The following is a 22939-nucleotide window of genomic DNA, read 5'->3' as shown; positions in this document are numbered from 1 at the left end:
CCCAGGTTCGATCAAGGAACGGGGCAGAGGCAGTGGCCGTGCGAATAGAGCGTCATCAGGTGTCCGGGGCCGTCGTGTCGGCGGCCCGCGAGGACTTCGTCAACCGCATCGGGGGCCAGGTGCGGTCCATGTCGAAGGGCGTCCGGATGGCCACCTACGAGTGGCAGTCGATCGCCGACGAGTTCCTGGACTACCTGGGCGCTCTCTCCGTCGACACACCGGACCTGGACACCGCGGAGGCCGCGGCCGCTCTCAAGGACGCCTCCGAGGCCGCGGCCGGCGCCGTCGCCTACGCGGCCTACCACCCCCACTGCGCATTCCAGATCTCCCTGGACTACGTGAACTTCGGCATGAGCTACGACCCGGGTGCCGACGCCCCCGAGGAGAGCGTCACAGCGGGGGAGTGGATCGACGCTCTCTGTCTGGCGGTCCTGCGGGACCGAGCCGCGTGGCACGGAGAGGCATTCCGCTTCGCCCGGGACAAGTTCCTCGCGCAGACGCGAGGAACACCCGTCGGTGAGCTCGCCACGGGGCTGATGGCCGTCGTCCTGGACGACACCGGCGACGAGGAGGAGTACCCGCCGAGCGCGCAGGCCAGGCTCGCCGCCGCGGACGCCGCCCTGGACCGCATCCGGGTCCGCGCCGAGGAGACCGGCGAGCCCCTCCTCGACCGGCCGGGCAGTGCGGCGCTGCACGCACTGCGTGCGCTGGCCGCCGGGGACCGGGAGTCCTTCGACGCCGCGCTGGCCGACCTCCTGGCCCGGCACGCCGCGCTGCACAGCGGGCCTTCCGCCTCCCCCGGAAGCCTCCTCCCGCTGGTCCCCCTGGCCCTCGCCGCGCTCGCGTACCGGACCCTGGGCTGGTCGCCCGCCGTCCGGACCGACTACCTCCCGCACGCGCTGGTCACCGGCTTCGAGAACCGGGGCCCGCGGGTCGCCGGGTTCGGACGGGACCGGCGGCCGGACGCGGTGGCCGCGCTCGCGAAGGGCCCGCTGACGGTGGAGCGGCCGGCCCCGGCCCGGACGGTGGACCCCGGGATCGAGGACCGGTACGAGGAGCGCGTCCGCGCGGCGTTCACCCCTGTCGACGGGGAGGCCCCCGCCGTGTGGCGGCTCGGCAGCTCCATGGGCGATCAGGAGCGCCTGTTCACGTGGCGGTCGGCGGCGTCCGACGGATGCACGGACGCCCAGCTCAGGAGCGTTCGTCTGGCCTCGCAGATGGGAGCGGCGCTGTTCCGCGTCGCGCTGGCGGAGCCGGGCTCCGACGTCGAGGTCACCATCGACGGCCGGTCCCTGCGCTACCGGGCCCGGCGCGACGAGAGGACCGGGCCCGGCCCCTGGCACAAGGCCACCGTGTTCGCCCTCATCACCGGCGCGCGCGAGGACCTCGCCCCTCTCGTCCTCACCGGCCCGGCGTTCGCCTGCCCGGACGGCTCCGCGTTCAGCGCCTACCGCGAGGCACTGCACGCCTACCTGAAGGGCACGGACCCCGAAGCCGCGGCCGAACGGGCGCTGCGGCAGGCCGAGAAGGCCAAGGACTGGGGCTTCGCGATGCCACCGGCCGTCCTGCTGTCGCAGCTCGTGGAAGGCGACGCGGAGAGCTTCAACCTGGCGCTGGCCGACGCGCTCGAAGCCCATCGCGCCCACTACCAGGTCGCCGACCGGGCCGACGACCCGGCCGCGGCCGTCTCCCTCGACGCACTCGCACTCGCCTGCCACGCCCGCCGGCGAGGCTGGGACATCCGCGTCGAGTCCCCGTACCTGCCCCGGGAACTCCTCCAGGCCGCCGAACCCTTCTGAGAAGCCCACCGCGCGCCGCCCGCGGAGGCGCGCCGACATCCGGAAACACCGAGGGGCCCGTGGTGAACTCCAGGGCCCCTCGATCGGCATCCGGCTCGGCAGGCGACGCCGACGCGCTCAGCCGGTCCCTCCGGCGCCGCCCCCACGACGTGGTCCGTCCGCATCGGACGGGCCACCGCGGAACACTCCGAGGATCTCCTCGGCGGCCAGCGTCGCCGTCAACGTGCCATCCCGTACCCGCTGTTCCAGCTCAGGCGCGAGCTTCCGCACCCCCGGGTGGCTGTGCAGGCCGTCCAGCAACGCGTCGCGGACCATCGTCCACGTCCAGTCCACCTGCTGGTCGCGGCGCTTGGCCGCCAGCCGCCCGGTCGACTCCAGGAGCGTCCGGTGCTGCTCCAGCCGCTCCCACAGGGTGTCGAGGCCGAGCGACTCGCGCGCGCTGCACGTGAGCACCGGTGGCGTCCAGGCCGCGTCCGCCGGATGCATCAGCCTTAGCGCGCCCGCCAGTTCGCGCGCGGCCGAGCGGGCGTCACGTTCGTGCGGTCCGTCGGCCTTGTTCACCGCGATGGCGTCCGCCAGCTCCAGGACGCCCTTCTTGATGCCCTGCAACTGGTCGCCGGTACGGGCCAGCGTCAGCAGCAGGAACGTGTCGACCATGTTCGCCACCGCCGTCTCCGACTGCCCGACGCCCACCGTCTCCACCAGCACCACGTCGTACCCCGCCGCCTCCATCACCACGATGGACTCCCGGGTCGCCTTGGCCACCCCGCCCAGCGTGCCCGCCGTGGGGGAGGGGCGGACGAAGGCGGCCGGGTCCACCGCCAGACGTTCCATCCGCGTCTTGTCGCCCAGGATGGAGCCGCCCGTACGGCTGGAGGACGGATCGACCGCCAGTACCGCCACGCGGTGCCCGAGCCCCGTGAGCATCGTGCCGAGCGCGTCGATGAACGTGGACTTGCCCACGCCCGGCACCCCGCTGATCCCGATCCGCCGGGCAGCCCCCGCGTGCGGCAGCAGCCGGCTCAGCAACTCCTGAGCCAGTACCCGGTGTTCGGCTCGGGTCGACTCGACGAGCGTGATCGCGCGCGCCACGAACGCCCGCCTGCCGTCGAGAACTCCCCGCACATAACCGTCGATGTCGATCTTCGCAGCCATCCGGTCAGCGGCTCACAGCTCGTGGCCGAGCGCGGCGCCGAGCCGCGTCACCAGGTCATGGGCCGCGTCAGGGATCACCGTCCCCGGCGGGAAGACCGAGGCGGCGCCCGCCTCGTGCAGCGCCTCGATGTCCTGCGGCGGAATCACCCCGCCCACCACGATCATGATGTCCTCGCGCCCCTCGGCGGCCAGCTCCTCACGCAGCGCGGGCACCAGGGTCAGGTGCCCCGCCGCCAGCGAGGAGACGCCCACGATGTGCACATCGGCCTCGACGGCCTGCCGCGCCACCTCGCCGGGCGTCTGGAACAGCGGGCCGACGTCCACGTCGAAGCCCAGGTCGGCGAAGGCCGTGGCGATCACCTTCTGGCCCCGGTCGTGGCCGTCCTGCCCCATCTTGGCGACCAGGATGCGCGGACGACGGCCCTCGGCCTCCTCGAAGGCCTCGACCAGCGCGCGGGTGCGGTCCACCGAAGGGGACTCTCCTGCCTCTTTGCGGTACACACCGGAGATCGTACGGATCTGCCCGGCGTGCCGCCCGTACACCTTCTCCAGCGCGTCCGAGATCTCCCCGACCGTCGCCATCGCGCGCGCCGCGTCGACCGCCAGCGCCAGCAGGTTGCCCTCCAGACCCGGTCCCGGGTCGCGCTCGGCGGCGGCCGTCAGCGCGCGCAGCGCCTCCTGGCACGCCACCTCGTCCCGCTCCTCGCGCAGCCGGCGCAGCTTCTCGATCTGCTGGGTGCGCACCGAGGAGTTGTCGACCTTGAGGACGTCGATCTTCTCGTCGGTCTCCACCCGGTACTTGTTCACCCCGATCACCGGCTGCCGCCCGGAGTCGATCCGCGCCTGCGTGCGCGCGGCGGCCTCCTCCACCCGGAGCTTCGGGATGCCCGCGTCGATGGCCTTCGCCATCCCGCCGGCCGCCTCGACCTCCTCGATGTGCTGCCAGGCCCGGTCCGCCAGGTCCCGCGTCAGCTTCTCCACGTACGCGCTGCCGCCCCACGGGTCGATGACCCGGCAGGTGCCGGACTCCTGCTGGAGCAGGAGCTGCGTGTTACGGGCGATGCGGGCGGAGAAGTCGGTGGGCAGCGCCAACGCCTCGTCCAGCGCGTTGGTGTGCAGCGACTGGGTGTGCCCCTGGGTCGCGGCCATCGCCTCCACGCAGGTGCGCGTCACATTGTTGAACACGTCCTGCGCGGTCAGCGACCAGCCGGACGTCTGCGAATGGGTGCGCAGGGAGAGGGACTTGGGGTTCTTCGGGTCGAACTGCTTCACCAGGCGCGCCCACAGGAGCCGGGCCGCCCGCAGCTTCGCGACCTCCATGAAGAAGTTCATGCCGATCGCCCAGAAGAACGAGAGCCGCGGCGCGAACGCGTCGACGTCCAGCCCGGCCTCACGACCGGCGCGCAGATACTCCACCCCGTCGGCCAGCGTGTACGCCAGCTCCAGGTCGGCCGTAGCTCCGGCCTCCTGGATGTGATAGCCGGAGATCGAGATGGAGTTGTAGCGCGGCATCCGCTGCGAGGTGAACGCGAAGATGTCGGAGATGATCCGCATCGAGGGCGACGGCGGATAGATGTAGGTGTTGCGGACCATGAACTCCTTCAGAATGTCGTTCTGAATGGTCCCGGCCAACTTCTCGGGCGGCACGCCCTGTTCCTCGGCCGCCACGATGTACAGCGCCAGCACCGGAAGGACCGCGCCGTTCATCGTCATCGACACCGACATCCGGTCCAGCGGAATGCCGTCGAACAACTGGCGCATGTCGTAGATCGAGTCGATCGCCACGCCGGCCATGCCCACGTCACCGGTCACCCGGGGGTGGTCGCTGTCGTACCCCCGGTGGGTCGGCAGGTCGAAGGCGACCGACAGGCCCTTCTGCCCGGCCGCGAGGTTGCGCCGGTAGAAGGCGTTGGACTCCTCGGCCGTGGAGAAACCGGCGTACTGACGGATCGTCCAGGGCTGGTTGACGTACATCGTCGGGTAGGGCCCGCGCAGATACGGGGCGATGCCCGGATACGAGTGCAGCGCGTCCAGGCCCTCCAGGTCCTCACCGGTGTAGAGCGGCTTGACCGTGATGCCCTCGGGCGTCTCCCAGAGCGGGGCCTCGGCACCCTCGGCCGCCTTGGTCACGGCAGCCTGCCACTCACCGGCGGAACCGGCGGGCGGCGCGGAGGACGTGAGCGGCACGTCGGAGAAGTCCGGAACGGAGGGTCGGCGATCCGTGGGCGATGTCGTCATCACGCCACTCCCATGCGGTCGAGTACGGAGGTGAGAACGGCGACCGCGTCGCAGCCCGCGAAGATGTAGGCGTCGACCCCGGCGTACTCGCCCGGCCGGCCGGCCAGGAACACCCGCTCCGCTCCCGCCGACTTCAGCGCGGCGGCCACCTGCTCCGCCCGCTCGGCGTACAGCGCGTCCGACGAGCACAGCACGGCGACCGTCGCCCCGGCGGCGGTCAGCGCGTCGGCGGCGGTGTCCGCCTCCACCGACACCGGATCGTGGACCGCCTCGATCCCGCCCGCCCCGAAGAGGTTGACGGCGAAGGAGACCCGCGCCGTGTGCGCGGCGGCCGGACCGAGCGCGGCGACGAACACCTTCGGGCGGCTCCCGGTCGCCGCGAGGTGCGCGTCGGAGCGGGCGCGCAGCGCCTCGAACGCCTCGTCGCGCCGGACCCGGGGCAGACCGCCCGGGGCCCCGGCGTACGCGTCGGGCGCGGGCTCGCGCTCCACCGGGCGCTCGCCCGGCTGCGGGAACTCGCTCACCCCGGTGATCGGCTCCTTGCGACGGGCCAGCTTCGCACTGCGCGCGGCCCAGGTGGCGGCGAGCCGCTCCGCGACCATCCCGGAGCGCAGGGCGGCGGGCAGCCCGCCGGCCCGCTCGGTCTCCTGGAAGAACGCCCAGGCGGCCGAGGCGAGTTCGTCGGTCAGCCGCTCCACGTACCAGGAGCCGCCCGCCGGGTCGATGACCCGCGCCAGATGCGACTCCTCCATGAGGATCGTCGAGGTGTTACGGGCGATCCGACGCGCGAACGCGTCGGGCAGGCCCAGCGCGTGATCGAACGGCAGTACGGTCACGGAGTCCGCGCCGCCCACCCCCGCGCCGAGCGTGGCCAGCGTGGTGCGCAGCATGTTCACCCACGGGTCGCGGCGCGTCATCATCACCGGCGAGCTGACGGCGTGCTGCCGCTGGGCCCCGGCGGCGGGCCCTCCGGAGGCCTCGGCGACCCGCGCCCACAGCCGCCGTGCCGCGCGCAGCTTGGCGATGGTCAGGAACTGGTCGGCGGTGGCCGCGTAGCGGAACTCCAGCTGCCCGCAGGCCGCTTCCACGCTCATCCCGGCACCGGTCAGGGCCCGCAGGTACGCGACGCCGGCGGCCAGCGAGAGCCCCAGCTCCTCGGCGGCCGAACCGCCCGCCTCGTGGTAGGGCAGCGCGTCCACGGCGACGGCCCGCAGCCGCGGGTACTCCGCCTCGCACACCCGCGCCCAGCGCACGGTGGGGGCGAGGTCCGCCTCGACGCCCGTCCGGGCCTCGTGGCCGAGCGGGTCGGCGCCCAGTGTGCCGCGCGCCTCGTCCTTGGCGACGCCGCGTTCCCCGTACAGCCGCAGCAGCTCCGTCGCGGCGGCGTCCAGGTCGGCCGGGGCGTCGAGCGCGATGGGCGCGAGGTCGAGGTAGACGCCTTCCAGCGCCCGGGCGAGCCCGTCGACGGGGACGCCCACGGGGCCGCCCACGGTGAGCCAGAGGGAGGTGGTCCCGTTCTCCAGATCGCCGAGCACCGCCTCGTTGAGCCGGGCAGGGTCGGTCAGGGTGTGGCGTTGGCGCACGTCCCAGCCGCCGGCCGCGTTCCCTTCGGCCCTGCTGCCCCGGGTGAAGGGGGCGAAGCCGGGAAAACCGGTGTCCGGCGACTCGTCTTGTGCGGTGTAGAGGGGGCGGGTGGTGAGCCCGTCCTCCAGTGTCGTGGACAGCGCTTCCTCGGCGGCCGATCCCGAGACTTCCTTGCCCGACTTGCGCAGTACGCCTTCGACGAGCGTCTGCCACTGGTCATGGGAGGGGTCGGGGAACGCGGCGGCCGGAGAGAGCCCGTCAGCAGGCTGGACCGTCATGCTCAGATGCTAGGCCAGTGCGCCGAACCAGCAGCAGGGGCACAGGCTGTGACCTTGCCCTCGCGGAGATGTACTTGATCCTTTACATACGGTCGCGTAACCGACAGGGCGGGCCGACGGCGGCAACACGACGGCTCCCGACATCGGGATGAATCGGGACAGAGATGCATATTATGTGCGAAGTTTCCTGATTTCTTTATGTCATCCCTGGAATGCCGTATCCACCCCGGCGCCGCTCCTGCGGCCGCCGGGATGCGGAGAGGACGCGACCGTGGCCGTCGGACCTGTGGAGTACCTCGTCATCGCCTTCCCCGGCAGTCGCTTCGCCGGGTCGGTCGCCCCCGTGCTCGCCGAAGCCGCGTCGTCCGGAGCCGTACGCGCCGGAGACCTGGCCTTCGTCCGCAGGGCGGAGGGCGGCGCGCTGACCTCGGTGGAACTGCGGGAGCTGGACCCCGAGGGAGTGGTTCCCGCCGATACGGCGGAGGGCGGGGCGGCGGCGGTGCTGGGTGCGGAGGACCTCGAAGGGCTCGACCGCGGAGTGCCGGCGGGCGATGTCGTGGCGATCGTCGTCCGGGAGGATCTGTGGACCACGCGGCTCGCCCGCGCGGCCCGCGAGGCCGGCGGCACGTTCGTCGCGCACGAGCGCCTCGGGGCCGGTGGGCCCGGTGGTTCCGCTGACCAGGAGGTCGCGGGGGACGACATCATCACCCGGCTGGAGCGGCTTGCCGAGCTGTGGAAGCGGGACGTCCTCACCGACGCCGAGTTCGTGGACCAGAAGACGAAGCTCCTGTCGGACTGATGCCCGGCCGGCGCCCCGGGGAGCCGCCCGGCGCTCTCCGGTGGTGCTTTCCTTACTGCATACGACATTGATCCCGATATGTGGAATTCCTGGAATTCATCAGGGAAAGAGGCAGTTCATCGTGCAGACAGCCCGGACCGTTCCGGCCGCCACCGTCGTCAATCTGCGCGACCTCGGCGGCATCGCCCTGGGCCGTGACCGCCGGGTGCGGCAGGGCGTCCTCTTCCGCTCGGGTCAGCTGAGCGAGCTCGACCCGGAGAGCGACCGGGCGGTGTCCGCACTCGGTATCCGCACCGTCGTGGACCTGCGCACCGCCGACGAGCGTCAGTGGGCCCCGGACCGCCTGCCGGACCGGGCCAGGCTCTTCGTCGCCGATGTGCTGGGCGACCACCCGGGCGTGGCGCCCGCCCGGCTGAGGTCCCTGCTCGCCGACCCGGTCGAGGCGGAACGGGCGCTGGGAGGCGGCCGGGCCGAGGAGCTCTTCGCCGAGACCTACCGGAAGATGGTCCTCTCGCCGGGGGCCGCGGCCGCCTACCGGGCCTTCCTGGAGACGGTCGCCGACCCCGCCGCGCGCCCGCTGCTCTTCCACTGCACGGCGGGCAAGGACCGTACCGGCTGGGCGGCAGCCGTCCTGCTGATGCTCCTGGGAGCGGCCCGCGCGACGGTGCGGTCGGACTTCCTCGCGGTCAACCCCGCCGTACGGGCGGCCTTCGCCCCGTACGTGACGAAGTTCCTGGACGGCGGCGGCGACCCCGCCGTCGCCGCGGCGATCATCGAGGTCCGCCCCCGCTACCTGGACGTGGCGCTCGACGCCATGGACGAGCGCTGGGGCGGCCTCGACGGCTATGTACGCGACGGGCTGCGCGTGCCCGACGCCGCACTGGAGCGGCTGCGCGACGGCCTGGTACTCCGCGGCTGAACCGTCGGGAGCGACGCGAGTGACGGCAGCGACGGCAGTGACCGACGCGGCGTGAGCGCGGAAGGGGCCGGTCCGGCCGGGAGGCTCCCGGCCGGACCGGCCCCTTGTGCGCCCTGTGTCGCGCGCCGGCTACAGGCGTACGAGGCGTTCCGTCAGGTCGCGGTAGTGCTGGAGGGCGATCCGCAGATCCTCGGTCTCCGCCCCGGCGGCAGCCTCGCTCCCGTCCTTCCCCGCGCGCAGGCGCCGCCCGCGTTCCTCCAGGGCGGCCCCGAGGGACGCGACGACCTCGTCGAAGGTGGCGTCGGCCTCCTGTACCGCCCGGTGCGGATCCTCCACGAACCCGGTCACCGCCTGCTGGATGCGGGCGGCGAACGCCTCCTGCTCCTCGGGGGAGAACAGCGGCCGGCCGTGGTGCGGCTCACCCCCGCCCCCTCGGGCGGCGTCCGATCCGGCATGGGGGACCGTGTGACCCGGGGTTTCGGAGACCGCGGGGCCGGGGCCGTGGTCGGGGGCGGTACGGGGGCCCGCCCCGGTACGGCCGGCCGGCTCCTCGCCCGTGACCGTCCTCGGAGCCGTCACGGGCGTGCCCGATCCCCTCACGGGCGTGCCCATGTCGATGGGGCCCGCACCCTCGGGCAGACCTGTCTTTTCGTTCGGTGTCCGCGTCATGACGTACCGCGTCCCTTCACCAGATGGCTGTTGCCGTGCTCACGCCCCGACGGGGCGCCCGCGAGCAGGTCGTCGAAGAGCCCGCGGCCCTCGATCAGTGCCTCGCGCATCTCCTCGGTGCTCACGTTCCCGTGGCGGGCGGCGTGCACCCGGCGGTAGCCGTCGACGTGCGCGGCGTGGTGGACGGAGAGCGCGTCCGTACGGTCCTCGAAGTCCTCGCCGCCCGGGAAGCCGCGCTCGCGCGTCAGATCGGCCAGCAGCGCGTCGGCCTCGGTGAGCGCCCGCTCCGGCGATTCCACGAACAGTTCCTGGGCGCTCGCCCAGCGGGCGGCGTACCGTGCGCGCGCCTCCTCGGTCAGCGGGCGCTCGTCGAGGTGGCCGTGCCGCTTCACCCGATCGCCGAGCTCCTGCTCGGCCGCGGCGGTGTCGCCGCCGTGTCGGGCGACCACGCGGTCGTACTCGGGCCCGAAGCGGCCACGCAGGCCCCTGCCGCCGGCCGATCGTCCACGGAGCAGGAAGAACGCGGCGATGGCCGCCACGACGACCACGGCGATGATGATGATCGCTGTCGTCATGGCTACCTCCCCCGACGTTCATCGGCCGATACGTAGCTCTGCTGTCGCACAGTGGTCAACCCCTTTCGGTCCGAGCCCGGCGACAACCGTCGGGCGACGTGCTGGAGGTCGTGTACCCCCGGATTCCCGTTCGAGGCAGTCCTCCGGCGGAAGGGCTCCGCGCGGCGCTCTGTGTAGGGTGAAGACGTCGGATCGGCGGCAGGTCGGAGGGCACGCGATGACGGAGCGCAAACCACCGGGAGTCAGTTTCGAGTCCTGGGTCGACCGGCAGATCCACGAGGCGGAACAGCGCGGTGACTTCTCCGCGCTTCCGGGCTTCGGCAAGCCGATCGCCGGTCTGGAACGCCCCTACGACGAGGCCTGGTGGATCAAGCAGAAGATGCAGCGGGAGGGCGTGTCGATGCTGCCGCCCGCGCTGGCCCTGCGCAAGGAGGCGGAGGACGTCCCGCGCGCGGTGTCCGCGGCCCGCACCGAGGCCGAGGTGCGGCGCATCCTGACCGGGGTGAACGAGAAGATCGAGCGGGCGATCCGGATGCCTCCCGAGGGCCCGCCGCTGCGGCTGACCCCCTTCGACGTGGACGGGACCGTCCGCCGCTGGCGCGAGGAACGACGCCCGGCCTGAAATCCGCCGGCCACGGTGCCGCATACTCGCCGTATGGGATCGGGCAGGGCGGGACGGCGGCGCGGGCGCGCTCCACAGCACGCCGACGTGACGGTCCGCCGGGCCGCGGCGGGCGACGCCGGCCGGCTGACGCGGCTGGTCCGCACATCGGGCGCCTACGAGGGGCCGTACGCCCCGATGGTCGAGGGGTACCGGATCGGCCCGGACTACATCGAGGCGCACCGGGTCTTCGTCGCCGACGACGGCGCCACGGGCCGGATCCTCGGCTTCTACGCACTGCTCCTCGACCCGCCGGAACTGGACCTGATGTTCGTCGCCGACTCCGCCCAGGGGCTCGGCATCGGCCGACTGCTCGCCGCCCATCTGCGCGAGGAGGCCCGGACCGCCGGGCTCGCGGGCATCCGGATCGTGTCCCACCCACCGGCCGAGGGCTTCTACCGGAGCATCGGCGCCGAACCCGTCGGCACGGTACGGGCCGATCCGCCCGCGGTGATGTGGGACCGCCCCGAACTCCTGCTCCGCATCGGCTGAGGCGCGCCCCACCGGGGCCGTGGACGACCGGAGCCCGGCCGCGGTGCGCGGCCGGGCTCCGGGACGGGTGCCTCAGGCGGTGATCAACCGCCGTACGGGCGGGTGATCAGCTCCATGCCATGACCGCTCGGATCGGGGAAGTACACGCCCCGTCCGCCGTCGTTGTGGTTGATCTCGCCGGGAACCTTCTGATGGGGATCGGCGAAGAAGTCGATCCCCAGAGCCTGGATCTTCGCGAACGCGGTGTCGAACTCCGCCTCCGAAATGAGGAAGGCGTAGTGCTGCGGGGTGATCGAAGCGGCGGGAATCGTCGCGAAATCCAGCGTGACGCTGTTCGCGAGAACGACCGGAACGAACGGACCCCACTCCTCTCCGACCGTCAGGCCCAGCAGATCCGCCAGGAATTCGGCGGACTCGCGGTTGTCCCGGCAGTGGACGATGGTGTGGTTCAACTCGACTGACACGGTGGAATGCCTCCAACGGGCATCTCACGGGCTACCTCCACGCCTCACCCGGCCGGTGACCGACGCGCGATGCCCTGCCGTGATCATAGGCGGGCCGCGGACACCGGTCCACGGGGTTACGCCCGTGCCCGCGGGGAACCTGTGGGATCCGGCCATCGGCACTCCGCCCTCCCCGCCGGGCCCCAGAAGGGAAAGGGACCCCACGTGACACCCAGCAGAGGCCGTCAGGAGACCCAGGAGGAGCGGGCGGACCGGCAGTGGTCCGAACTGCTCCAGGAGTTGCGCGTCGCCCAGACCGGGGTGCAGATCCTTTTCGGCTTCCTGCTCGCGGTGGTCTTCCAGTCGCGGTTCGAGGACCTGGGGGACATCGACCGGAACATCTACGTCGTCACGGTGATGCTGGGTTCGGCGACCGCGGCGGCGCTCATCGGTCCCGTGTCCTACCACCGGCTCCTCACCGGCCGCCGGATGAAGCCCGAGACGGTCATCTGGGCCTCCCGGATGACCGTGCTCGGCCTGGTGCTGCTGTTCTGCACGATGTGCTCCGCGCTCCTGCTGATCCTGCGCGTCGTCCTCCACAACCAGCTCGCCCTCTGGCTGGTCGGCGCGATGGCCCTGTGGTTCCTGGCCTGCTGGTTCATCTTCCCGGTATGGGCCCTGGCCCGGGGGCGCTCCGGCCGACGCGAGACCGAGGACGACAGCGGCAGCTACGGCGACAGCGAGAAGGAGAGCAGTGCCACCTGAGCGGCGCCGTCTGAAGCGCGTCAGGCCGGGCTGCGCACATCGGTCACCGCGAACAGTGCGCCGTCCGGGTCCCGCAGGGTGACCTCGGTGCCCCCGAAGCCGGTGCGCTCCTCGACGAGGGCGCCGCCGTGCAGTCCGGCCGCGGAGACCGTCGCCGCGAGGTCCGCCACCGGGAACTGCACCTGCCAGTGCGGCCGCACCAACGGGTCGACGGCCGCCTCCACGGCACCGGAGCTGATCCGGGCCAGCGGATGCCCCTCGCACCGCACGATGACCTCGTCACCCTCGTACGCGACATCGCAGCACCCCGGCCGCCCGCTCGCCCAGTCGAGCACCTCGCCGTAGAAGATCGCCGCGTCGAAGGCGTTACGGGTCCGCAGCCGCAGCCAGGCGTGTGCGTGGTCGGCCGGGGCCGGCGGGGAGGTGGAGGCCTCGGTGCGCTCCCAGAGGCCGAAGGACGCCCCGTCCCGGTCCGACGCCAGCACGCCGCGCCCCTTGCCGAGCGTCAGCGGCCCCACCGCCACGGTCCCGCTCCGCTCGCGGACCCGGGCGGCGGCCACGTCGGCGTCCTCCACCGCGAAGTACGGCGTCCAGGCCACCGCGATCCGGTACGTCGAGGAGACGGCGAAGACGCCGGCGACCGGAATGTCGCCGCGGTAGGCAACGGAGAAGTCCGCCCCGAGCCGCCCGGGGCGGAACGACCAGCCCAGGACCTGTCCGTAGAACCGCTCGGCGGTCTCCAGGTTCCGGGTCATCAGGGTGACCCAGCACGGCGCGGCCGGCCCCGTCAGGGGTGCTGCCGAGGCCGTACGGGGGTCGCTTCCGGTCATGGTCCACTGCCTTCGTCGGGGAGCGGCGTCCTGCCCGGCCGCTGCGGTCCAGCAACCAGCGTCGACCGGCCCGCCCGGTCCCGCAACGCGGGCGGGGTCGGAGCCCCTGGCAGATCGAGGAACAGCCGGCCCGTCACGACCTCCCGAGCACCTCCCGAGCAGAGGTGGCGGCGTGGAGCTCCGGGGGACGGGCCGGTCAGCCGCGCGGCTGCTCCTCGTCGGGCGGCAGCGGACCGTTGCCGTGGTCCTTGAGCTCGTACGGGGACAGGGCGTGGCCGTCCGCGGGGAAGCGGTCGGAGGCGTGCGGGTCGTGCTGGTCGATGTGGGTGCGCCCCTGCGGCTGCTGCGGCTGCTCATGGGGCCGGGGCGGCGGCGGCTCGGCGTCGTGCTTGCGCTTGCTGAGGATGAAGCCGCCGATCAGCAGGGCGACGACGGCCAGCGCCACGAGGGGCAGGACGATCCCCAGGGCCCCCGTGGTCGCCGCGAGCGGCACGTCGGAGGGCACCTCGACCGTATTGACTGCATTCAGAACATCCATGTACTGCGCATACCCCGGGAGAAGTGCATCAGTCAGCTATTCACAGCAATTCATGTTTTATGGGTATCTCAGGGGAAACGCGTTTCAGGACCGCGGGTCAGGACCGCCCTCCTGCCCGCTCTCCGGGAGCTCCAGGCCTCTTCGGACGTCTCCCGTGTCGCCGTCGGCCCGATGCGGGGTCAGCCTGGAGGGGGCCCGAAGGCCGGCACCCCGAGCGGAAGGAACCACGGTGAACAGCACACCCGAACAGAGCGGCGAGGACCACCCGGCGGACCGGGAGGTGGTGGTCTCGCTCAGCCGCTGCGACACCCGGGACGCGCGGACCGTGTTCGACGTGCTCGCCACCGCCTTCGCATCCGACCACCCGATGGGCGAGACGCCCACATCGGCCTCGGGCCCCCGCCCGACCGTCTGGGTCACCACCGTCGACGTGTCCGAACCGCGGGCGGACGCCACCCCCGCCCACCTCACCGCGCCGGTCACGGTGGAGGCCCAGGGCGGCTACTGGGCCGTCGACCGGCTGCGTACCCATCTCACCGGGGCCTTCGCGGTGAGCGTCGTCGGCACGGCCGCCGGCGACCAGGAGCAGGAGGTCAGGCTGCGGCTGGAGAGCCGCTGACGGCCCCGACGAGAACAGAACCGGGGCGATTCTCCGCCCCGCGGCGAAGCGAAAGGCGCACGCATGGATTCCCTCGCTCTGGGAGCCGACCTCGAACCGGAACCGGTCGTCGACGCACACTCCACCGTGACCCTGAACGTCAACGGCGAACCGACGACGCTGACCGTCGACCACCGCTCCACGGTCCTGGAGACGCTGCGCGAGAGCTTCGGGCTCACCGGGGCCAAGAAGGGCTGCGACCACGGCCAGTGCGGGGCCTGCACGGTCCTCGTCGACGGGCGGCGGGTCAACAGCTGCCTGCTGCTCGCCGTCGCCCAGGACGGCGCCACGATCACCACCGTGGAAGGGCTCGCCGACGGCGAGGACCTGCACCCGGTGCAGCGGGCCTTCGTCGAGCGCGACGCCCTCCAGTGCGGTTTCTGCACCCCGGGCCAGATCTGCTCGGCCGTGGGCATGCTCCGCGAGGCCGCGGACGGCCACCCCTCGCACGTCACCGAACCGGACACCGCCGCCGAACCGGACACCGCTGCCGGACCGGGCGGACCCGTCGCACTCGACGCGGACGAGATCCGGGAACGGATGAGCGGCAACATCTGCCGGTGCGGGGCCTACCCCCGGATCGTCGAAGCGATCGAGGACGTGATCGAGTGAAACCGTTCGGCTATGTGCGCCCCGCCTCCACCGACGAGGCCGTCCGGCTCTGCGCGGAAGGCTCCGGCGCCCGCTTCCTGGGCGGCGGCACCAATCTGGTGGACCTGATGAAGCTCGGCGTCGAGGCGCCCCGGGTCCTCATCGACGTCGCCGGGCTGCCGCTGGACCGGGTGACCCGGACGGCCGACGGCGGCCTCGCCATCGGCGCCACCGTGCGCAACAGCGACCTCGCCGCCCACCCCGACGTGACGGACCGCTACCCCGTGCTGTCCCAGGCGCTGCTGGCCGGGGCCTCCGGTCAGCTTCGCAACTCCGCCACCACCGGCGGCAACCTGCTCCAGCGCACCCGGTGCCGCTACTTCCAGGACGTCTCCAAGCCCTGCAACAAACGGCTTCCCGGCTCCGGCTGCCCCGCACGCGACGGCACCCACCGCGACCTCGCGATCCTCGGGCACTCGCCGGAGTGCGTGGCCACCAACCCGTCCGACATGGCCGTGGCCCTCGCCGCGCTCGACGCGACCGTGGTGCTGCTGGGGCCCGAGGGCGAACGGGCCGTCCCGCTCACCGAGTTCCACCGGCTGCCGGGGGAGAACCCCGACCAGGACACCGTGATCAGGCCCGGCGAGCTGATCACCGAGGTGGTGCTGCCGCCGCCGGCGCCCGGGGCGGCCTCCCGCTACCGCAAGGCCCGCGACCGCGCCAGCTTCGCCTTCGCGCTCGTCTCCGTCGCCGCCACGCTCCGGGTGGACGCCGGCCGCGTGGAGCACGCCACCCTCGCGTTCGGCGGCGTCGCCCACCGGCCGTGGCGGGCCCGCAGGGCCGAGGCCGAGCTGCGCGGCGCCCCGGCCACCCCCGCCGTGTTCCAGCACGCCCTGATCGCCGAACTGGCCGAGGCGCGACCGCTGCGCGACAACGCCTTCAAGGTGGACCTCGCCCGCCGGCTCGCCCTCGACGTGCTCGGCGAACTCACCGAGCGGCAGCCCACCCGGACCGGCTGAACCCGGACCGGCCGGCTGAACCACCCGAACCACCCGGCACGGCCGAACCACCCCCCCCGTGCCCGACCGCCGGACGCCCTCCGCGTCCGCCCACCGACCCCCGAGGACCCACCGCCATGACCACCCGAGCCCCGCAGTTCCCCGGTGCGCCCGTCGTCCGCAGAGAGGCCCGGGACAAGGTCACCGGCACCGCCCGCTACGCCGCCGACCGCACGCCCGCCGGCTGCCTCTACGCCTGGACCGTCCCGGCCACCGTCGCCGCCGGACGCGTCACCGCCGTACGGGCCGTCGACGCCCTCGCCGTACCCGGCGTCCACACCGTCCTCACCCACGACAACGCGCCCGAACTCCGGGAGCCCGACGACCCGATCCTCGCCGTGCTCCAGGACGACCGGGTCCCGCACCACGGCTGGCCCATCGCCCTCGTGATCGCGGATTCCCTGGAGGCCGCCCGGACAGGGGCCGGTGAGCTCCACGTCGAATACGCACGCGACGAGCACGACGTGACCCTCACCGAAGACCATCCGGGTCTCTACACGCCGGAGGAGGCCAACGGCGGCGAGCCCGCCGTCCGGGTGCGCGGCGACGTGGAACGGGCCCTGGCGGCCTCGCCCGTCCAGGTCGACGCCACTTACCGGATGGTCGCGCTGCACAACCACCCCATGGAACCGCACGCCGCCACCGCGGTGTGGGCCGACGGGCACCTCACCGTCCACGACTCCAGCCAGGGCTCCACGAAGGTCCGCGAGAGCCTGGCCCAGGCGTTCGGACTGGCGGCGGACCGGATCACCGTGGTCTCCGAGCACGTCGGCGGCGGCTTCGGCTCGAAGGGCACCACCCGCCCCCAGGGAGTCCTGGCGGCGATGGCCGCCCAGCACACCGGGCGGCCGGTGAAGCTGGTGTTCCCCCGCGCCCAGCTGGCCGAGGTCGTCGGCCACCGCGCCCCCACGATCCAGCGGGTCAGGCTCGGCGCGGACCTGGACGGGGTGCTCACCGCGGTCAGCCACGAGGTCGTCACCCAGACCTCCACCGTGAAGGAGTTCGTCGAGCAGGCCGCCGTGCCCGCCCGCGTCATGTACGCCTCGCCGCACAGCCGGACCGCGCACCGGGTGACCGCCCTCGACGTCCCCAGCCCCTCCTGGATGCGCGCCCCGGGGGAGGCCTCCGGGATGTACGCCCTGGAGTCCGCCATGGACGAGCTGGCCTCCGCACTCGGCCTGGACCCCGTCGAGCTGCGGCTCCGCAACGAACCGGAGACCGAACCGGACAGCGGCCGCCCCTTCAGCAGCCGGGGCCTCGCCGCCTGTCTGCGCGACGGTGCGGCCCGGTTCGGCTGGCAGGACCGCGACCCCCGGCCCGCAGCCCGCCAGGAAGGCCGCTGGCTCATCGGTACGGGCGTGGCCTCGGCGACGTACCCCGTCCTCCTCTCCCGGTCCACCGCGAGCGCCCACGCCACCCGGGACGGTGACCTGGGCATCGCCGTCAACGCCACCGACATCGGCACCGGGGCCCGCACCGTCCTGGCCCAGATCGCCGCCGACGTGCTCGGTGTCGCCCCGGAGGCCGTACGCGTCGACATCGGCTCCACCGACCTGCCCGCCGCCCCGCTGGCCGGAGGCTCCTCCGGCACCGCCTCCTGGGGCTGGTCCGTGCACAAGGCGGCGACCGCCCTGGCCGCCCGCCTCGCCGAGCACCAGGGCCCCCTGCCCGCCGACGGGATCACCACCACCGCCGACACCGAAGAGGAGACCGGCGAGGAGTCCCCGTACGCCCGGCACGCCTTCGGCGCGCACTTCGCCGAGACGGCCGTCGACGCCGTCACGGGCGAGGTGCGCGTACGCCGCCTCCTCGGCGTGTACGCCGCCGGGCGGATCCTCAACGAGCGCACCGCACGCTCCCAGTTCACCGGCGGCATGGTGATGGGCATCGGCATGGCCCTCACCGAGGGCTGCGGCATCGACCCGGGCTTCGGCGACTTCACCGCCAAGGACCTCGCCTCCTACCACGTGCCCGTCTGCGCCGACACGGCCGACATCCAGGCGCACTGGATCGAGGAGGACGACCGCCACCTCAACCCGATGGGCAGCAAGGGCATCGGCGAGATCGGGATCGTCGGCACCGCCGCCGCCATCGGCAACGCGGTCCGCCACGCCACCGGCGCCCGGCTGCGCGAACTGCCCCTCACCCCGGACACCTTGCTGCCCTACCTGCTCTGACCGCCCTGCGCCCGGACACCGCACCCCACCAGCACGGACGGCCCAGCTGTTGCGCGTCCGGCCTACTCGACGCACTCTGATGAGTGACCCAGAAGTAATCTGTGCTCACGCTTCGTGTTCGGGGTTCGTTCGTACGACGGGGTGAAGTACGACGGGGTGAGAGACGTGGGCCTCGTGGTGAGGAGCCTCGACGATGACCGTTCCACTCGACCGGCACTACTCGGTCGAACTGCAGGTGTCGGCAGAGCGCGTTCCGCAGGTGCGGCGCATCGTCGCCGCACACCTGCGTCACTGGAGTCTCGACCTGCACGTCCGGCCGGTGTGCCGGGCCCTGGACGAGCTCCTGACCAACGTCCACCGGCATGTCGGCGACGGCAACACCTGCGTCCTCGAACTCCGCTGGACCGGGCGGCACGTGACCGTGTCCGTCGCGGACGACAGCGCCCGGATGCCCCGGCTGCTGCCGGCCGGCGGCGGGCTGAGCCGGGTCATGGCCCTGAGCGACAGCTGGGGCACCTGCCGGACCACGGACGGCAAAGTGGTCTGGTTCACCCGCTACGCCGAGGCGCCGCGGCCCGCGGGGCTGCTCCCGTACGCCCCGCTGCCCGGCGTCCGCACCGCCCGCCGCGTTCCCCTGGCGGCGCTCGTGTAACCGCCCGGAGGAGCGGCCCCTTTACCGGCCGACGCGGAACGCGCTGCCCCCGGCACGCATGATCCGCGTCGGCCGGGTACGTGCGGGGGAGTGCCGCGTTGCGCGGACCGGTGCGGCGCGGCACGGTCGGAGTACCGATGCAAGGAGGCCACTGCCATGCCCATCGCGACGGTCAACCCCGCGAACGGCGAACTGATCAGGTCCTATCCCGCCCTCGGTGAGGAGGAGACCGAACGAAGGATCACCGCCGCCGCGGAGACCTTCCGCCAGTACCGCACGACGCCCTTCGAGCAGCGGGCCGGCTGGCTGAACCGGGCCGCCGACCTCCTCGACGAGGACCGCGACACCATCGCCCGCACGATGACCGTGGAGATGGGCAAGCCCGTCACGGCGGCCCGCGCGGAGGCCGCCAAGTGCGCGAAGGCGATGCGCTGGTACGCCGACCGTGCCGAGGGGCTGCTCGCCGACGAACACCCGGACCCCGACGACGTGCGGGACTCCGGCGCCTCCCGCGCGTTGGTCCGCTACCGTCCGCTCGGCGTGGTCCTCGCCGTGATGCCGTGGAACTTCCCGCTCTGGCAGGTGGTGCGCTTCGCCGCACCCGCGCTGATGGCGGGCAACGTCGGACTCCTCAAGCACGCGTCGAACGTGCCGCAGACCGCCCTCTACCTGGAGGACCTCTTCCACCGGGCCGGCTTCCCCGCAGGCTGCTTCCGTACGCTCCTGATCGGCTCGGGCGCCGTCGAGGCGGTCCTGCGCGACCCGCGCGTCGTCGCCGCCACCCTCACCGGCAGCGAACCGGCCGGCCGCGCCGTCGCCGCCACCGCGGGCGACGAGGTGAAGAAGACCGTGCTGGAGCTGGGCGGCAGCGATCCGTACGTCGTCCTGCCGTCCGCCGACGTGGAGAAGGCCGCCGCCACCGCCGTCACCGCCCGCGTCCAGAACAACGGCCAGTCCTGCATCGCCGCCAAACGCTTCATCGTGCACGCCGACGTGTACGACGAGTTCGCCGAGCGGTTCACCGCGGGCATGCGGGCGCTGACCGTCGGCGACCCGCTGGAGGAGGGCACCGACATCGGACCGCTCTCCACCGAACAGGGCCGCACCGACCTGGAGGAGCTCGTCGACGACGCCGTCGAACGGGGCGCCGCGGTGCTGTGCGGCGGCCGCCGCCCCGACAAGCTCGGCGGCGGCCTGGAGAACGGCTGGTTCTACGAGCCGACCGTGCTCGCCTCCATCACCACCGCCATGCGCGTCCACCGCGAGGAGACCTTCGGCCCGGTCGCCACCCTCTACCGGGTCGCCGACCTCGACGAGGCGATCCACCTGGCCAACGACACCCCCTTCGGCCTCAGCTCCAACGTCTGGACCCGCGACCCCGGCGAGCAGGAGCGCTGCGCCCGCGACCTGGAGGCCGGCGGGGTCTTCTTCAACGGGATGACCGCCTCACACCCGGCCCTGCCCTTCGGCGGGATCAAGCGCTCCGGTTACGGCCGTGAGCTGGCCGGACACGGCATCCGCGAGTTCTGCGACGCCACCACGCTCTGGTACGGACCCGAGGCGTCCTGACACCCCGCCCGTGCGCCGTCACCCGACGAGGAGACCTGCTCCGTGAGCGACACCCGTACCGCCTCCGCTCCCTCCACCCTTCCCGAAGAGGAACTCGCCGCGCTCGACGCGCACTGGCGCGCGGCCAACTACCTCGCCGTCGGCCAGATCTACCTGATGGCCAACCCGCTGCTGACCCGGCCGCTGGTCCCCGAGGACATCAAGCCCCGGCTGCTCGGCCACTGGGGCACCTCGCCGGGGCTCAACCTCGTCCACACCCACCTCAACCGGGTCATCAGGGACCGCGACCTGAGCGCCCTGTGCGTGTGGGGGCCCGGCCACGGGGGACCGGCCGTCCTCGCCAACTCCTGGCTGGAGGGCAGCTACTCCGAGATCTACCCGGACGTCGGCCGGGACGCCGAGGGCATGGGGCGGCTCTTCCGGCAGTTCTCGTTCCCCGGCGGCGTCCCCAGCCACGTCGCCCCCGAGACGCCGGGCTCCATCCACGAGGGCGGCGAACTCGGCTACGCCCTCGCCCACGCCTACGGAGCCGCCTTCGACCACCCGGACCTCGTGGTGGCCTGCGTGGTCGGCGACGGCGAGGCCGAGACGGGGCCGCTCGCCGCCTCCTGGCACGGAAACAAGTTCCTCGACCCGGTCCACGACGGGGCCGTCCTGCCCATCCTCCACCTCAACGGCTACAAGATCGCCAACCCGGCGGTCCTCGCCCGCATCCCCGAGGACGAGCTCGACCAACTGCTGCGCGGCTACGGCCACGACCCCCTGTTCGTCACCGGCGACGACCCGGCCGCCGTCCACCGGGCACTGGCCGCCGCCATGGACACCGCCCTCGACCGCATCGGCGCGTACCAGCGGGCCGCCCGGGAGCACGGCGCGACCGAGCGGCCCCGCTGGCCCGTGATCGTGCTGCGCACCCCCAAGGGCTGGACCGGACCCGAGGAGGTCGACGGACTGCCCGTCGAGAACACCTGGCGCTCCCACCAGGTCCCGCTCTCCGGCGTCCGGGACCACCCGGAACACCTGCGGCAGCTGGAGGCGTGGCTGCGCTCCTACCGGCCCGCCGAACTCTTCGACGCCGACGGCCGCCCCACCGAACAGGTCCTCGCCTGTGTCCCCGAGGGAGCGGCCCGGCTCGGCTCCACCCCGTACGCCAACGGCGGGCTGCTCGTGCGCGACCTCCCGCTGCCCGACCTGGCGGACCACGCCGTACGGGTCGACAGGCCCGGCACCGCCCTCCACGAGCCGACCAAGGTGCTCGGCGGCCTCCTGGAGAGCGTCATGGCCGCCACCGAGGACCGCAGGGACTTCCGCGTCGTCGGCCCCGACGAGACCGCCTCCAACCGGCTGGACGCCCTCTACCGGGCCACCGGCAAGGCGTGGCAGGCCGGCACCCTGCCCACCGACGAACACCTCGCCCACGACGGCCGCGTGATGGAGGTGCTTTCCGAACACCTCTGCCAGGGCTGGCTGGAGGGCTACCTCCTCACCGGACGGCACGGGCTCTTCTCCAGCTACGAGGCGTTCGCCCACGTCGTCGACTCCATGGTCAACCAGCACATCAAATGGCTGCGCACCTCGCGGCGGCTGCCCTGGCGGCGGCCCATCGCCTCGCTCAACTACCTGCTCACCTCGCACGTCTGGCGCCAGGACCACAACGGCTTCTCGCACCAGGACCCCGGCTTCGTCGACCACATCCTCAACAAGAGCCCCGAGGTCGTGCGCGTCTACCTCCCGCCGGACACCAACACCCTGCTCTCCGTCGCCGACCACGCGCTGCGCAGCCGGGACCACGTCAACGTGATCGTCGCCGGGAAGCAGCCGACCTTCGACTGGCTCACCCCGGACGAGGCCGGCGCCCACTGCGCGCGCGGGGCAGGGGCCTGGGAGTGGGCCGGGACCGAGGACCGCGGCCGCGAGGTGGACGTGGTCCTCGCCTGCGCCGGGGACGTACCCACCCAGGAGACGCTGGCCGCCGCCGACCTGCTCCGCCGCCATCTGCCGGAGCTGGCCGTGCGCGTGGTCAACGTCGTCGACATCGCCCGCATGATGCCGAACGCGGAGCACCCGCACGGCATGCCGGACTCCGAGTACGACGCCCTCTTCACCCGCGACCGGCCGGTGATCTTCGCCTACCACGGCTACCCGTGGCTGATCCACCGGCTCGCCTACCGCCGCAACGGCCACGCCCACCTCCATGTGCGCGGCTACAAGGAGGAAGGCACCACGACCACGCCGTTCGACATGGTCGTCCGCAACGACCTCGACCGCTACCGGCTGGTCATGGACGTCATCGACCGGGTACCGGGTCTCGGCGTCCGCGCCGTCGCCGTGCGCCAGGCGATGGTGGACGTCCGCACCCGCCACCACACCTGGATCCGCGAGCACGGCACGGACCTGCCGGAGGTCGTGGACTGGACGTGGGGCGGCTGACGGCCTCGGTCACCGGGTCCCTGTTCCCGCCGACGGGTGGTTGAGCGATCATGGGCGGC

At 72.9% G+C, this 22939-nt stretch carries 21 protein-coding genes; 13 read left to right on the top strand and 8 right to left on the bottom strand.

Annotated features, from left to right (window positions below; translation table 11 throughout):
- The first annotated feature begins 59 nt into the window (after positions 1-59).
- Positions 60-1799, top strand: a complete 1740-nt coding sequence (locus OG245_RS02015; protein WP_371621807.1) for an immunity 49 family protein — start codon at positions 60-62, stop codon at positions 1797-1799.
- A gap of 117 nt (positions 1800-1916) precedes the next feature.
- Here OG245_RS02015 and meaB read toward each other — a convergent pair whose 3' ends face one another.
- Genes meaB through OG245_RS02000 form a run of 3 tightly spaced genes read right to left on the bottom strand, consistent with a single transcriptional unit; the run spans position 1917 to position 7054 of the window.
- Complete coding sequence (meaB, locus tag OG245_RS02010; RefSeq protein WP_371621806.1) at positions 1917-2954, bottom strand: methylmalonyl Co-A mutase-associated GTPase MeaB; 1038 nt, start codon at positions 2952-2954, stop codon at positions 1917-1919.
- Positions 2955-2966: 12 nt separating this feature from the next.
- Entirely contained in the window at positions 2967-5192 is a 2226-nt protein-coding gene (scpA, locus tag OG245_RS02005; protein WP_371621805.1) for a methylmalonyl-CoA mutase, read from the bottom strand.
- Positions 5192-7054, bottom strand: a complete 1863-nt coding sequence (locus OG245_RS02000) for a methylmalonyl-CoA mutase family protein (RefSeq protein ID WP_371621804.1) — start codon at positions 7052-7054, stop codon at positions 5192-5194. The genes scpA and OG245_RS02000 overlap by 1 nt, the downstream gene beginning before the upstream one ends.
- 271 nt (positions 7055-7325) lie before the next feature.
- Between OG245_RS02000 and OG245_RS01995 the strand changes: the two genes are divergently transcribed.
- Both OG245_RS01995 and OG245_RS01990 read left to right on the top strand, forming a co-directional pair.
- Positions 7326-7853, top strand: coding sequence for a DUF6325 family protein (locus OG245_RS01995; RefSeq protein ID WP_371621803.1), 528 nt, complete (start codon positions 7326-7328; stop codon positions 7851-7853).
- Positions 7854-7974: 121 nt separating this feature from the next.
- Positions 7975-8772, top strand: coding sequence for a tyrosine-protein phosphatase (locus OG245_RS01990; protein ID WP_371621802.1), 798 nt, complete (start codon positions 7975-7977; stop codon positions 8770-8772).
- Between the two features lie 129 nt (positions 8773-8901).
- On the opposite strand, the gene OG245_RS01985 is transcribed toward OG245_RS01990, so the two are convergent.
- Together OG245_RS01985 and OG245_RS01980 are read right to left on the bottom strand one after the other, a co-directional pair.
- Positions 8902-9351, bottom strand: a complete 450-nt coding sequence (locus tag OG245_RS01985) for a hypothetical protein (RefSeq protein WP_371621801.1) — start codon at positions 9349-9351, stop codon at positions 8902-8904.
- Between the two features lie 86 nt (positions 9352-9437).
- On the bottom strand, positions 9438-10016 hold the full coding sequence (locus OG245_RS01980) for a hypothetical protein (protein WP_371621800.1): 579 nt from the start codon (positions 10014-10016) through the stop codon (positions 9438-9440).
- A 217-nt stretch (positions 10017-10233) separates the two neighbouring features.
- Between OG245_RS01980 and OG245_RS01975 the strand changes: the two genes are divergently transcribed.
- Together OG245_RS01975 and OG245_RS01970 are read left to right on the top strand one after the other, a co-directional pair.
- Positions 10234-10638, top strand: coding sequence for a DUF1992 domain-containing protein (locus OG245_RS01975; RefSeq protein WP_371621799.1), 405 nt, complete (start codon positions 10234-10236; stop codon positions 10636-10638).
- A 33-nt stretch (positions 10639-10671) separates the two neighbouring features.
- The gene (locus tag OG245_RS01970; RefSeq protein WP_371621798.1) at positions 10672-11169 is read left to right on the top strand and encodes a GNAT family N-acetyltransferase; all 498 of its coding nucleotides are present in this window, start codon (positions 10672-10674) and stop codon (positions 11167-11169) included.
- Between the two features lie 83 nt (positions 11170-11252).
- On the opposite strand, the gene OG245_RS01965 is transcribed toward OG245_RS01970, so the two are convergent.
- Positions 11253-11633, bottom strand: a complete 381-nt coding sequence (locus tag OG245_RS01965) for a VOC family protein (protein ID WP_371621797.1) — start codon at positions 11631-11633, stop codon at positions 11253-11255.
- 204 nt (positions 11634-11837) lie between these two features.
- Between OG245_RS01965 and OG245_RS01960 the strand changes: the two genes are divergently transcribed.
- Positions 11838-12377: a DUF6328 family protein gene (locus OG245_RS01960; protein ID WP_371621796.1), complete on the top strand. Its 540-nt coding sequence runs from the start codon at positions 11838-11840 to the stop codon at positions 12375-12377.
- A 20-nt stretch (positions 12378-12397) separates the two neighbouring features.
- Here OG245_RS01960 and OG245_RS01955 read toward each other — a convergent pair whose 3' ends face one another.
- Both OG245_RS01955 and OG245_RS01950 read right to left on the bottom strand, forming a co-directional pair.
- Positions 12398-13207 (bottom strand): VOC family protein, encoded by an 810-nt coding sequence (locus OG245_RS01955; RefSeq protein ID WP_371621795.1) that lies wholly within the window; start codon positions 13205-13207, stop codon positions 12398-12400.
- Between the two features lie 196 nt (positions 13208-13403).
- Positions 13404-13745 carry a DUF6479 family protein gene (locus OG245_RS01950; RefSeq protein ID WP_371621794.1) on the bottom strand — a complete coding sequence of 114 codons (342 nt, stop codon included), beginning with the start codon at positions 13743-13745 and terminating at the stop codon, positions 13404-13406.
- A 229-nt stretch (positions 13746-13974) separates the two neighbouring features.
- Here OG245_RS01950 and OG245_RS01945 point away from each other — a divergent pair, with 229 nt between their 5' ends.
- The 7 genes from OG245_RS01945 (at position 13975) to OG245_RS01915 (ending at position 22880) form a co-directional block, all read left to right on the top strand.
- Positions 13975-14364 carry a hypothetical protein gene (locus OG245_RS01945; protein ID WP_371621793.1) on the top strand — a complete coding sequence of 130 codons (390 nt, stop codon included), beginning with the start codon at positions 13975-13977 and terminating at the stop codon, positions 14362-14364.
- 63 nt (positions 14365-14427) lie between these two features.
- Complete coding sequence (locus OG245_RS01940; protein WP_371621792.1) at positions 14428-15015, top strand: 2Fe-2S iron-sulfur cluster-binding protein; 588 nt, start codon at positions 14428-14430, stop codon at positions 15013-15015.
- Positions 15012-16013, top strand: coding sequence for a xanthine dehydrogenase family protein subunit M (locus tag OG245_RS01935; protein WP_371621791.1), 1002 nt, complete (start codon positions 15012-15014; stop codon positions 16011-16013). Before OG245_RS01940 ends, OG245_RS01935 begins: the two co-directional genes overlap by 4 nt.
- A gap of 116 nt (positions 16014-16129) precedes the next feature.
- Entirely contained in the window at positions 16130-18229 is a 2100-nt protein-coding gene (locus OG245_RS01930) for a xanthine dehydrogenase family protein molybdopterin-binding subunit (protein WP_371621790.1), read from the top strand.
- Positions 18230-18422: 193 nt separating this feature from the next.
- Complete coding sequence (locus tag OG245_RS01925) at positions 18423-18881, top strand: ATP-binding protein (RefSeq protein ID WP_371621789.1); 459 nt, start codon at positions 18423-18425, stop codon at positions 18879-18881.
- Positions 18882-19037: 156 nt separating this feature from the next.
- A complete protein-coding gene (locus tag OG245_RS01920; RefSeq protein ID WP_371621788.1) occupies positions 19038-20450 on the top strand; it encodes an NADP-dependent succinic semialdehyde dehydrogenase in 1413 nt (470 codons plus the stop codon).
- A gap of 42 nt (positions 20451-20492) precedes the next feature.
- Complete coding sequence (locus OG245_RS01915) at positions 20493-22880, top strand: phosphoketolase (protein ID WP_371621787.1); 2388 nt, start codon at positions 20493-20495, stop codon at positions 22878-22880.
- Positions 22881-22939: the final 59 nt, after the last annotated feature.

The sequence above is a fragment of the Streptomyces sp. NBC_01116 genome, assembly GCF_041435495.1.
Taxonomy (GTDB): Bacteria; Actinomycetota; Actinomycetes; order Streptomycetales; family Streptomycetaceae; genus Streptomyces.
This window is presented reverse-complemented; position numbering and strand designations above follow the sequence as displayed.